Here is a 13225-nt window from a genome sequence, read left to right as displayed (position 1 = left end):
AAGGGTTTATAAATCGAATTTAAGTCCTAAATTAAATCTTGGTTGATAGTATTCTGCTTGCATCGTGCGATTAGAAATGCCTTGATAATAGCGCAATGGTTGATTGGTAAGATTATTAGCTTCGGCAAAAACACGCAAATTATTGGTTATTCGGTATGAAGCATTGGCATCTAAGAAAAACTGCTGATCATAGTAACGGTCTTCAAATGCATTGCCGCCCAACTCATCAAGATAATCAGAAGTGTAATTTGCTGAAAGACGAAGGGATACTCTTTTATTTTCCCAAGACAGAGAACCATTAAACATATGGGGCGCCGTGCCTGGTAAATCTATACCTGTTCGTTCTTCCCCAGCTTCATTGGTAATACCCTTAGCTTTAGACTTGGTATGCGTATAGTTTATATAAACCCCCATGGATTTAAAGAACTCGCCGGGAATAAAATCTAACTGACGTTGTAATGCTACTTCAAATCCGTAAACATCAACGTTATCTCCATTTCTAGTCTGTACAAAATTCCAGGTATCGCCAGAAGCTATAGGATTGTCTTGGTTTGGAAAACTAGCAGTAAATTTCTCTCGAGTATATTGATTATCCCTAGCAACATAACTAAAATTCCTCATCTTTTTATAAAAGACACCTCCTGATAAAATTCCTACAGATTTAAAATATTTTTCGGCCATAAAATCTAAATTAGTGGCGTTAGTGGCATCTAAATCCGGATTTCCAGCTGAAATTTCGTTTTCTGTTGAGCTTGCATTCACGTAAGGCGCTAACGAATAATAATTAGGCCGTGCCAATGCTGTTGTAATTGCAGCTCTTAATATTAAATCGTCTTGAATATCATATTTAATAGCCAAACTTGGTAAAATATCAGTGTAAGAATTGGTGTTTGAAATCTCTCCAATTAAATCATCCTCTTCCATAATATAGTTGCCAGTATAATCGATGCCAGTATACTCTATTCTAACCCCAGTAATAATTGAGAGTTTATCATTTAAATCTTGATCCCATCGAACATAGCCCGCCGTAATCGTTTCTTTAGCCCTGTAATTTTGAGACAGATACTCTGAAGGCGACAATTCACCTTCAAACAAGCTCGAGTTATTTAGATCCAAATTTCCTAAATACGACTTATCGGCAAAATGGCCCGGCGTATATTGTGAACCAGCTTGCCAATTGGAGTTATCATAGTAATTATGGGGCACATCTGCTAAAGTTCCAAAATTTGTAAGAGGCTCATATTCGTAAAATATATTATCTCTGGTTTTTTCTTTAATTCGTAAACGAAGTCCAGTTCGAATACGTCCTTTTTGGTCTGCAACAATGGAAAACGGAAAACGAATATTCACTTTTGCACCAATCTCATCTTCTTGTGTGTAATTGTGATTTTCTGAAAGCTTTTCTAACTTAAAGGTGTCAATGTCGTCCCCATTAGCGCTTACTACAGGAAACTTTGGATCGCTAAAATACTGTTGCATTGTCAATCCTTTAGACTGAAAACTTAAATAACGCTCATTAGGTCTGTCCTCGCTGGCTGACGCATAATTGACCTGCCAATCTAAATCCAATTTTGAATTAATTAAATGCGTACCTCCAATAGAATAATTTTGGACTCGCTGATCTTCTAATCGCGAGTTTTTATTTCGATCATTATCTATTCCACCCTTAGTCTCTCTACGAATATCGCCGCTAAACCCTGTTATATTATCTTCATTATCATAAATAGGCTTTATACTTCTGTATCGAAGTCTATAACGATTTTCGCGATCATCTCTCCAGTTATAAATAGAATTAGCAAAAATAGTATTATTAGCATCAATCTGATAATCTAAAGCTAAAGCAAAACTTCGACGAATACGTTGTACATCATATTTTCGGATATCTTGTTCGCCAATATAAGCCTCTCCTTTTTCATCTTCTTTCCATTCGGCTTCGATATTATCTGATCCAAAGTTATTGTTGTTATAAGATGCACTAAAAACAGCACCCAATTTATTTTCGAAGAAACGATTACCATAAACCAACCCCGCTGTATAATTCCCTTTGTCACGAATTGGAGCATATCCGCCCGCTACTGTTGCCGAAATTCGTTGGCCGTTGGGCGAAGCTCGTGTGATTAAGTTTATGGAGCCCCCAATAGCATCAGCATCCATATCTGGAGTCAGTGTTTTGTTCACTTCAATCGTCGAAATCATATCCGAAGGAATTAAATCCATCTGGACATTTCTATTATCGCCTTCGGCCGACGGAATACGGTCACCATTTAGAGCAACAGAATTCAATTCTGGTGCCAATCCTCGAATTATGACATTTCGGGCTTCACCTTGATCATTTTGTACCGTAATTCCGGGAACCCGTTTTAGTGCATCACCTACGTTAGCATCGGCAAACCGTCCCACTTGATCGGACGAGATGATATTCGTGATGTTCTGATTGTTTTTTTGTTGATTTAACGCTTTGGCCTGTCCCCTAAGTCGCTCACCAGTTATTACAATTTCGCTTAAACTTTCCAAATCCGTAGATAGTATAAAATCAAGCGTACTATTTTTTCCAGCAATAACTGTAACTTGTGAAGTGTGCGTTTCAAAACCTAGATAATAAACCGTAACATCATAGGTGCCCGCTGGAATGTTTAAAAGCTCATAATCCCCGATCTGATCAGAAATCGTATGGCGTTCTCCTTGGTTTAGGCTAACGGTCGCACCTGGTAAAGATAGCCGACCTTGTTGATCAATAATTTTACCTGAAATAATACCACTTTTGTGTTGAGCAAACCCACTCAAAAAAATAAAAATAGTAAAGAATAGCGCAATAGTTTTTCTAGTCATGTGTTATATTATTGTATTTATAATTGACGACAAAACTATGGCTCGTGTATTAACTCAAGGTTACTCCAATATTACTACTTAATTATTTTATTATTATGTAACACCCTTGTTTTCAAGGGCATAAAAACCAATAACACAAACATGATAATGGCATCTTAATATACCGATGTGACAATGTAATATTGTGGTAATATCAAAATGTTATAAGGTGAAATTTTTAAGCACAGATGATTCTAGTGAAGTATTATGCGTTTTCTTTATTTTATGAAAGGACAATTCTCTTACACTATTTTAGAAATGGGAGGACCTATGCCATCTAAAACCACCTTTATCTTTAAGGGTAACCAAGTTTGTGAAATTTATGCCTTTATGAATTTAGATGAATGAAACCTTTCTTCCAGCCATGGATGGATAACTTTGTCCTTCCTATCCCGTCAACGTAAAAAATGAAGGATAGCCAGTGTTATAAACAGATTGAAAGAAATCGAATTTTTTAAATGTTTAACAGGTAAACACGAAGTTGTTCACCTCGGTAGTTGTTATCAGTATTGAACACTTGTTTTGGAGTCATAAAACCACAATCCAACGTGATTTTAAATTTAGAACTTATGTTCTGGGATAATGGCTCTTTAATCAATTACGCGTTGAACGGCATCGATAAAAGCCTGTCTGCCTTGGGTGAGCTCTTTAGAACTTGCTTTGGGCCAGGCTGCCATTTGGGCGATTACAAGATTCTTATGGGGATTGATATAAATCATCTGGCCAAAAATTCCGAAAGCACCATAGCTCCCATCTTTAAAACGCCACCATAAATAGCCATAGCCATCACCTTCATCATTAACGTGTTGTAATAGAGACGTGGCATCTTTCATATAGTTCTCTGAAATTATTTCTTCATCTCCAATTTTACCCTCATCCAACATAAGCGTCCCCAAACGTGCAAAATCTCTTAGGCTCGCCGAAAGACCACTGCCACCAAGATTTAGATTACTGCACTCATCGGCGAGCCAATACGCCACATGCTCCATTCCAAAGGGTTTCCAGATCTTTTCAGAAAGATATTCCGCTAAGCTTATTCCTGTAGCTTTCTGGACCAAAATTCCCACTAAATCAGTTTCACCAGTACTGTAGTTCCAATGCGTCCCCGGTTGGTGTGCAAATTTCAAGGGCTTCATATAAGTCAAAATATGAGACTCGGTACCTTGACAGTGTGCCTTGTACATTTGTCCGACATCCGAGTTTGGATCTTCATAATCTTCATTCCAATCAATGCCCGAAGTCATGGTTAATAATTGGCGTACGGTCACTTTTCCGTAGTCATAACCTTTAAGCTCCTTAATATACTTACTTAAAGGATCCTCCAAACTCTCAATAGCACCTTCTTTTAAAGCGGCGCCAACCAACATTGAAGAAACAGATTTTGCTACGGAAAAAGATGTCCAAAGTGTTTCTTTATTGTTGCCATCGGCATATTTTTCTAGGCGAATTTGATTCTCTTTTATTACGATAACGCCCTGCACATGATGGGCATCCATATACGTATCTAAGGTCGTGTCGTCCTCCCACTTTGGCGTCATGCTCTTAAGTGTTTTCAACGGAGTACTGTCAATACCGGAAGGAATAGGAATGCTCGAGAAAATAGCGTGCATGATTGGGAAGCGGCGTTCCCTTTCTTCTTGCGACCAGAAAAGCAGACTTTCAAGTTTCTGTCCCATGGTTTCACCAGGAATTTCTGCAAGTTCAGTATTGGCCTCTTTTGTATCAAGATAATAACCATCTTGAGCGGTTAGGCTTAGTGATGCTAGGGCTAAAAACGAGAGCAGTAGAAACGCTTTTCTATTGATCATATTTTTTGAATTTGATAAAACAAACGATATATGGACATTTTATTTGTAATACTTTTTTAAAATAAGATATAACTCTCCAATACAGCATGTAACTTTCCTTTGTTTATAAGGGTTAAGAAAGTATGTGGGGTACAAATAATACTATTTATAGATACAAAAGCATAGTAAAAGAAGTTTTAAAATATTATTATTATTATGATTGAATTATACTACTTATTTACAATTGCCCGCCAACACCTTTAAATTTCTCTACGAACGCAGCAATTTTTTGAAAAACACTTTGTTTTTTGGTTAAGTACTGCGGATTTAAAGGGCTCATTTTAGGTAGAATCGAATTTAATTCTGTACCGTTTTCGCTAGCATATTCCCGTTTTAAAGATGCTAATATATAGCGTTTCGCCGCTTCCTCGTTAAGACTTTCATCTTCAATTAAAACTGTCGCTTCTGTTTTTTGTTTTTTTTGTGCATATTCAAAGAAAGCGTCTATAATAGTCGCTTTTTCTTTTATTTTATCTAAATCTGTTGCATTAATAAAATCTACAACTAAACTTTCTTTTGCTCTGTTGCCAATACTGGCACGAATAACACGTCTTATTTCTTCTACTAGTTCTTCTTTAGTTTTAGATTTCTTATTGTTATCAAAAATTAATTCCAGAATATAATCTAAGTTAATCTCTTGCGATTTTAATAAATCTACCTCAAAGACCACATCATCCCAATCGATACCAGATTCCTCTGCTTCGTTTCCTTGTTTTTCTCGTCGTAACCAATCACGAATATCATTATACGTAGAGCGATAATCTTGAATGGTTCTTTCTGCAGGTAATTCTATTTCTTTCATTACAGAAATATCTTCATCTGAAACAAAGTGCGTTTCTTTAAACGCTTCTACAGCTACAGGGTCGGTTATATCCACAGACTGAAACGCTTTCAGGTTTGTGAATTCGTCGTAATTTTGAAGTATGTTTTCTACACGTAAATATTCGCCAAAGAGTTTAGAAAATTCTTTTTTATCCTTTTCTGTTACAATGTTATCAGGATTAGGAAATTTTTCTTTTAATTCTTCTATCACTTCTACATATCCCCTACGTGCTTTACCAGATGTAATGTCTGTAAACCCTTCCAAATATTCTTTATAGCTTTTTTCTAACACGACATCCCTTGTATTACGATCACCAAAAAGTGTGATGGCATCAATCGTGGCTTGTTCTAAATCTCTAAAGGTTACAATATTTCCAAACGTTTTAGTGGCATCATAAATACGGTTGGTTCGGGAAAAGGCTTGCATTAAGCCATGATAACGTAAATTTTTATCTACAAACAAGGTGTTTAAGGTAGGCGCATCAAAACCTGTTAAGAACATCCCTACTACTATTAGTAAATCGACTTCTTTGGTCTTTACACGCTGAGCAAGTTCTCTATAATAGTTTTGAAATTCCCCGCTTTCAACACCGTAACTGGTTTTAAACATGGCATTGTAGTCATGGATTGCCGCAGTTAAAAACTCTTTAGCACTCACATCCATGGCGGTAGGCTCGAAGGTTTCATCTTGTATGTCTCCAATGGCGCCTTGGGCTTCATTGGCTGCAAAAGAAAAAATGGTGGCTATCTTTAATGGTTTTTCACTGTCTTTTTGTAGTTTATTTAATTCTTCGTAATAACATTTGGCTGCATCTACACTACTTACGGCAAACATGGCGTTAAAACCGCTATTACTTCCTTTGGTTCTGTGTGTTTTTTGTCTAAAATGTTTTAAAACGTATTGCGAAATCTCTGTAATACGCACAGGATGTAGTAAGGCTGTTTTATTTTCTGCTGCCGATAATTTATTTAAGTCTTTTTCTGTTTCCACCCCTTTAAACTTAGGGCGTACATTATTATAATCTACTTTAAACTTTAGTACTTTTTCGTCTCTAATGGCATCGGTAATCACGTAAGAGTGTAATTCTGTACCAAATACGCTTGCTGTAGTTTCTGCACCTAAGGCATTTTCGGGAAAAATTGGTGTTCCTGTAAAGCCAAACTGATAGTATTTTTTAAACTTCTTTTTTAAGTTTTTTTGTGCTTCACCAAATTGGGAACGGTGCGCTTCATCAAAAATAAAAACGACTTGTTTTTTATAAATCGCTAAGTCCTTTTCACCTTTCATTAAATTATTCAATTTCTGAATGGTGGTTACAATAATCTTGTTATCGGCTTTCTCTATATTGCTTTTAAGCCCTGCTGTACTATCGGAACCGTTTACACTATCTGGCGAAAAGCGTTGGTATTCTTTCATGGTTTGAAAATCCAAATCCTTTCTATCTACCACAAAAAACACTTTATCTATAAAGTCAAGTTTTGTTGCTAAACGAGCTGCCTTAAAACTGGTTAAGGTTTTACCCGAGCCTGTGGTATGCCAAATAAACCCACCACTTTCTGCTGTTGCCCATTTTTTAGCATTAAAGGAGCTTTGTATTTTCCATAAAATACGTTCGGTTGCTGCAATTTGATACGGCCGCATAACCAATAGCGTATTACTAACATCAAACACCGAATAGGTAAGCAATACGTTTAAGAGGGTTCGTTTATCAAAAAACGTGGTTGTAAAATCTTTTAAATCATTAATTGAAGCATTATCTGCCTTTGCCCAATTCATGGTAAAATCGAAGCTATTTTTATCGCGTTGTACCGTGTTCGCAAAATAACGGCTATCTGTACCGTTAGAAATTACAAAAAGCTGTAGATATTTAAATAAGGAGTTTTCGGTATTAAAGCTCTCTTTGGTGTAGCGGTGTACTTGATTAAATGCCTCGCGAATAGCAACCCCTCGTTTTTTTACTTCTACTTGTACTAATGGCAAGCCATTTACTAAAATGGTAACATCGTAACGATTGGCATGTGTGCCTGTTTGCTCGAACTGAGAAATGACCTGTAGTTTATTACGTACCACATTCTTTTTATCGACTAGATAAATATTTTGAATATGCCCATCATCAAACACAAAATCATGGATATAATTATCGTGTAATTTTCTTGTTTTATCTACTAAGTTATCACTTGGTTTATCTAGATATTCTATTACAAAACGCTCCCACTCTTTGTCGGTAAATTGCATAGCATTTAGGTGCTGCAATTGCACACGCACATTTGCCAACATGGCTGTTGGTGTGGTTAAGCTTTTTACATACTCATAACCTTGATTTTGTAAATCTTCTATGAGTTCTTTTTCTAAACCTGCTTCTGTTTGGTGGCCTGCAGATGGCTCATTTAGTATATTGAATTTGGTATAGTTATCTAAAACAATAAAGTTATTAGATTCTGCTATGGTTTTGTAGGTACTCATTTATCTTTTTAATTTATCTTTTCCCCAATTTTGGGGATTATTAATAATGTATTCAGAAATTTTGTGATATGCCTTTTCATTACGAATAATGTGTTCCCAATAATTTCGTTGCCACAATTTACCATCAAATGGTTTCCAATCCAATGTTTTTACGCCTCGTATATATTCGTTTGTGGTTATGGATTTAAATGCCCCTAATATATGGCCTAACGTATCTGTTGGGGCAATCCCTTGTGGTTGCCCCGTTTTATTTGGGGCGATCGTCGGGGCAATCCCTTGTGGTTGCCCCGTTTTATTTGGGGCGATCGTTTTATTTGGGGCAATCGTCGGGGCAATCCCTTGTGGTTGCCCCGTTTTATTTGGGGCGATCGTTTTATTTGGGGCTATCGTCGGGGCAATCCCTTGTGGTTGCCCCGTTTTATTTGGGGCAATCGTTTTATTTGGGGCAATCGTCGGGACAATCCCTTGTGGTTGCCCCGTTTTATTTGGGGCGATCGTTTTATTTGGGGCGACCACGAGGGTCTCCCCTACGGTAATTTCTAATATGGCGTGAAAATGATTGGGCATTAAAATAAATTCGTGTAATTGGGTGTTTATGAAACGGTTTGATATTTTTAACCATTCATTCAAAATATTTTTTCCTGCATCATTCAAAATCATTTCACCATCTATAATTTCACCAAACAAACATTCGCGATTTTGTGTGCAAATTGTTACAAAATACAATCCTGCCTGCGCATAATCATATCCTTTTAAACGGATGGATTTACGATGATGTATTTTGGGATTATAGGCCATTTTAATTCTCTATTTTGGAAACGTTAACAGCTTTTCACGGTAATACTCGTATTGTTGTTTGCGTAGGTCTATTTCTTTGGGTAAGCCTTCGCTTATTGACTGAGTCAATACATCAAATTTATCAAGAATGTTTACGATGCGTTGTTGTTCTTCTGGTGAAGGAATAGGAATTATTGCTTTATCTAAACCAGTAGCATTAATCGCAGAAATTTTACCTGTACGAATATGTTTCTTAATTTGGTCATGGAATTGTCTTGTGCGCGTAAAATATGCTACATATTTTGGGTTTAGGTCACTCTTGTAATAAAAGCAAGCATCATGAACTACCACACCTTCTTCACCTAACCAAGCCGTACCTTTTCCTATATCTTCAATTGTTTCACCAGCTGCTACTATTACAACGTCACCTTTTTCGGCACGTCTTAATTTCTTTCTTTCTACGAGTTCTTTCCCAACGAATGATTTTGTTTTATCTGCCCAAGTATCATAATGTGTGTACATTTCACCATAATGTATACAAGGTACTCCTTCAGAAATCATATCTGTTTTTACAAATCTTTTTCCTCTAATAAACTCACCTATACTTTCATCACCCATTGGTAGATGTTCCACCTCACTATCATCAAAAGTGAGTAATTGTTCACGGTAATAGCTATACTGTTTTTTACGAGCAGTAAGTTCGGTAGTAAGTTCGGTAGTAAGTTCGGTAGTAAGTTCGGTAAAGGTATCTAAAATACGGACTATTTCTTTTTGGATTTTGAGTGATTTTTCTGGATTATCTGGGCATGGGATTGGGATTTGAAGTGACTTTATAATGTCTGCATTTAAGTTACTGACGGAACTACTATTTATCTTACCTAACCAGTAGTGTTGAACAACTTCAGATGCAAGGTAATGATATAGGTAATCCGTATTAAGTTTATCTTCAAAATCACTAATAGAAGCCCAACCATCATGAATCGCTCCTTCAATATCAAGAATATAAGGTCGACCATAGCTCATCGAATTAGACATAATCAAGTCACCTTTTTTCAGTACCCTTGATTTTTTAGCTCCTTCAAGTGTTATTTTTTGTTTTGTTTGTTTAACATATTTTGAGTTTGGTACAGTATCTCCTATTTTTATCCAAGAAACTCCATTCTCATTATCAGTGACAAACTTCGAAATAGGGCGTGGCGAAGCACCTCTTTGAATTTTAGCAACCTCACCAAAATCTTTCCATTCCACTTCAACACCTTCCAATAATTCCTCTAAATAACTCATGCTTCAATCTCCTTTACAATGGTATCAATATCGGCACGTAATTGGTCTATTTTTTTTACGGTAATAGCGACTTCTTTATTAAGGGCTGTAATATCTATTTTTTCTCTGGTGTCTTTCGCTTCTACATAGCTGCTTACCGATAGGTTGTAATCGTTTTCGGCTATTTTAGTATTATCAATAGTCGTGGCAATGTGTGCTACTTCTTTTTTAGAATCGAACATGTGTATAATTTGTTCGATATGCTGTTCTTGAAGTATGTTGTTGTTGGTTTCCTTTTTAAAAAAATCTTCACCACTAACATCTATAAACTGGGTTTTAGTATGGGTTTTGCTTTTAGAAAGCACTAAGATGTTTACGGCTATAGAGGTACCAAAAAACAGATTGGGTGCTAAGGAAATAACGGTTTCTACAAAGTTGTTATTTACTAAATACTTTCTTATTTTTTGTTCGGCACCACCACGGTAAAAAATACCAGGAAAACACACCAATGCCGCTCTTCCTTTACTAGATAGGTAGCTTAAGGCATGCAGTACAAAGGCAAAATCTGCTTTCGATTTTGGTGCTAATACGCCTGCAGGAGCAAAACGGTCGTCGTTAATAAGGGTAGGGTCGTCGCTACCTTTCCATTTTATAGAATAGGGCGGATTAGATACAATGGCATCAAACGGTTTATCGTCGCCTAATTGTGGGTTTTCTAGGGTGTTGCCTAATACGATATGAAACTTATCGTAGTTTACGTTATGCAAAAACATATTCATACGCGCTAAGTTATAGGTGGTATGGTTTATTTCTTGTCCGTAAAAACCCTCTTCAATAATATGATTATCAAAGTGTTTTTTGGCTTGTAAAAGCAACGACCCCGAGCCCACTGCTGGATCGTAAATTTTATTTACTTTGTCTTGCTTGTGCATGGCCAATTGTGCGATAAGCTTAGAGACGCTTTGCGGCGTGAAAAACTCGCCACCAGACTTCCCTGCATTGGCTGCATAATTGGAGATTAAAAACTCGTAAGCATCGCCAAATAAATCGATTTGGTTGTCTTCAAACTTACCCAAATTTAAGCCTTCTACCCCTTTAAGAACGGCTGCTAAACGGCTATTTTTATTTTCCACGGTGTTTCCTAGTCGGTTACTGGTGGTATCAAAATCGGCAAATAAGCCTTTTATATCATCTTCGGATGGGTAACCATTGGCTGAACTTTCAATAGCTGAAAATATGGCGGCTAAATCTGTATTTAAATTTTCATTATCGTTAGCACCTTTAGCAATGTTTACAAACAACTGACTAGGATAGATAAAATACCCTTTCGTTTTTATAGCATCTACTTTTATTTCTGGTGTGATAACGTGGTCTGGTAAATTGGCATAGTTAATACTTTCATCACCAGCTTCCATGTAAATGCTAAAATTTTCACTAATAAAACGGTAAAACAGGGTGCCTAGTACAAAGTGTTTAAAATCCCATCCATCTACAGAACCACGAACATCGTTGGCTATTTTCCAAATTTGATTCTGTAATTCGGCTCTTTGGTTGTTGCTTGTCATTTATTTTTTAATTTGTTATCTATATATTTAATTTTAAGCCCTTTAAAAGCTTTGTGTTTCTTGTTTTTCACTCCTTAGAAAATGTTTTAATATTCATATCTAATTGAGATAATCTATCGTTTATTAAACTTTTAAAAGTACTTTTATTCTCTTCACTCAAAAAACTATTGTCAATCAAATCATTCCAGTTTTTCATTCCTTTTTCAATTCGTTTCCAAAGGTTTTCTATGGCTTTTTCTGGTATGTGCGCTTTTAACATGGCTTCATTAAAATCTTCACGTTTCAATTTTCGCTTTTTTCCATTAAGGTTTAAGGCTAATTCTTCTGGATCGTCTGGAATTAACAATTTTACTGCTACCATATCGTAAGCTGGCGACAATTCATAATGTTTATTATCGTTTGCTATTATTGAAAAATTTTTTAAATGCATATCGTTATTTCCAATTAGGAAAGATACAATCACTTGCTGATAAAACTTTACGGTTTCCAATAAAGGATTTTGAGTATATTGAAGAATTCCTTTTGCTATTTGCTCATAAGAACCCCGATATTTATGTTCTGTTAGGCGTTCTGTAAATTGGCAAGCGTCTTCCATTGGATGTTTTTCGCCATTCGCATTACGATCTATACGTTTGGTTAAATAGGCTAATAAGCCGTCTTTTAATGGAATTAATAAAAACGGCACTGTTGCGATACCACAAGCTTGTGTTAATAGCATAGACAAGGCCTCAATTTCTGGCATTTGTGGATATAATGGGAATGGTGGTTTTAAAATATACCTTCCGTTTAATGCGCCTACAATAGTCAATCTTTTTTGAGCGTTCTCTTCTGTAAAACCTAATGATAACTTTGGTTGTACCCCTGTAACAATAATACGTTGCGCAACGTTTACTTTTGCTAAATCTTCGATTTGAGATAATTTATAATCTAGTTCTAGCACCGGTGGATCTTCTTGCCAAAAATCTACAAGGCAATTTTGGTGATAATATGTATCACCTTTATTTAGTTCTTTATGGCAGGCTAAGCAATAGGTCATATTTTCTCTATAATGCTAATATTACCAATACAATCTCTGCATGTTGTTAATAATAATCCCATACGATCTCTTGGATTTAGTTTCCAATTTTTATGTGCAATGTCTAGTAACCACCCTTCAGGGATTAAACCATCAAAAAAAGGGAATAGATGTAGAGATTTAAAAGTTTCTTTTTGTAATGGTAGTGTTACGCTAATTTGTATAACGTTTTCGTCTTCTAAGTATGTTTTTTCATACTCAAAATTATAAGCATTCTCATCTTCAGTTAGGATACCTGCCAATGTATTATTTACCCATATTTCGCCTTGCCTCATCGCTTATAGGTGTTGGAGTTAATGTGTGTCCGAAAAATAAAAGTACTTGATTTACTTTATCAGACATTAAGTTTGGTTTTCCTTGTTCAAGTTCGCGTACAAATCGCAGCCCTACACCTGTAAAATCAGATAACTCTACTTGTGTTAGTTTTGCTTTTTTACGTCTATCCCTTACAAATTGGGCGATACTGTTCGTTCTATCCCAGTTATTCATACTATACCTTTATGGGTACAATATAATAAAACATATTTACATTATACCTTTAAGG

The 13225-nt window shown here is 36.1% G+C and carries 9 protein-coding genes; all 9 read right to left on the bottom strand.

Annotated elements, in window-relative coordinates; translation table 11 throughout:
* Positions 1–6: 6 nt before the first annotated feature.
* The 9 genes from ACFFU9_RS07100 to ACFFU9_RS07060 all read right to left on the bottom strand — a co-directional run bounded on the left by ACFFU9_RS07100 (position 7) and on the right by ACFFU9_RS07060 (position 13170).
* On the bottom strand, positions 7–2829 hold the full coding sequence (locus tag ACFFU9_RS07100; protein WP_379860695.1) for a TonB-dependent receptor: 2823 nt from the start codon (positions 2827–2829) through the stop codon (positions 7–9).
* Positions 2830–3458: 629 nt separating this feature from the next.
* On the bottom strand, positions 3459–4676 hold the full coding sequence (locus ACFFU9_RS07095) for a serine hydrolase domain-containing protein (RefSeq protein WP_379860694.1): 1218 nt from the start codon (positions 4674–4676) through the stop codon (positions 3459–3461).
* A gap of 217 nt (positions 4677–4893) precedes the next feature.
* Entirely contained in the window at positions 4894–8001 is a 3108-nt protein-coding gene (locus ACFFU9_RS07090) for a type I restriction endonuclease subunit R (RefSeq protein ID WP_379860693.1), read from the bottom strand.
* Positions 8002–8799 (bottom strand): hypothetical protein, encoded by a 798-nt coding sequence (locus ACFFU9_RS07085; RefSeq protein WP_379860692.1) that lies wholly within the window; start codon positions 8797–8799, stop codon positions 8002–8004.
* Between the two features lie 9 nt (positions 8800–8808).
* Positions 8809–10062 (bottom strand): restriction endonuclease subunit S, encoded by a 1254-nt coding sequence (locus ACFFU9_RS07080; protein ID WP_379860691.1) that lies wholly within the window; start codon positions 10060–10062, stop codon positions 8809–8811.
* Positions 10059–11606 (bottom strand): type I restriction-modification system subunit M, encoded by a 1548-nt coding sequence (locus tag ACFFU9_RS07075; RefSeq protein ID WP_379860690.1) that lies wholly within the window; start codon positions 11604–11606, stop codon positions 10059–10061. The genes ACFFU9_RS07080 and ACFFU9_RS07075 overlap by 4 nt, the downstream gene beginning before the upstream one ends.
* 67 nt (positions 11607–11673) lie before the next feature.
* Positions 11674–12642, bottom strand: coding sequence for a HipA domain-containing protein (locus tag ACFFU9_RS07070; protein WP_379860689.1), 969 nt, complete (start codon positions 12640–12642; stop codon positions 11674–11676).
* The gene (locus ACFFU9_RS07065) at positions 12639–12956 is read right to left on the bottom strand and encodes a HipA N-terminal domain-containing protein (RefSeq protein ID WP_379860688.1); all 318 of its coding nucleotides are present in this window, start codon (positions 12954–12956) and stop codon (positions 12639–12641) included. Before ACFFU9_RS07065 ends, ACFFU9_RS07070 begins: the two co-directional genes overlap by 4 nt.
* Positions 12928–13170: a helix-turn-helix transcriptional regulator gene (locus tag ACFFU9_RS07060; protein WP_379860687.1), complete on the bottom strand. Its 243-nt coding sequence runs from the start codon at positions 13168–13170 to the stop codon at positions 12928–12930. Before ACFFU9_RS07060 ends, ACFFU9_RS07065 begins: the two co-directional genes overlap by 29 nt.
* Positions 13171–13225: the final 55 nt, after the last annotated feature.

The organism is Mariniflexile ostreae (assembly GCF_042427585.1).
Taxonomy (GTDB): Bacteria; Bacteroidota; Bacteroidia; order Flavobacteriales; family Flavobacteriaceae; genus Pseudalgibacter; species Pseudalgibacter ostreae.
This window is presented reverse-complemented; position numbering and strand designations above follow the sequence as displayed.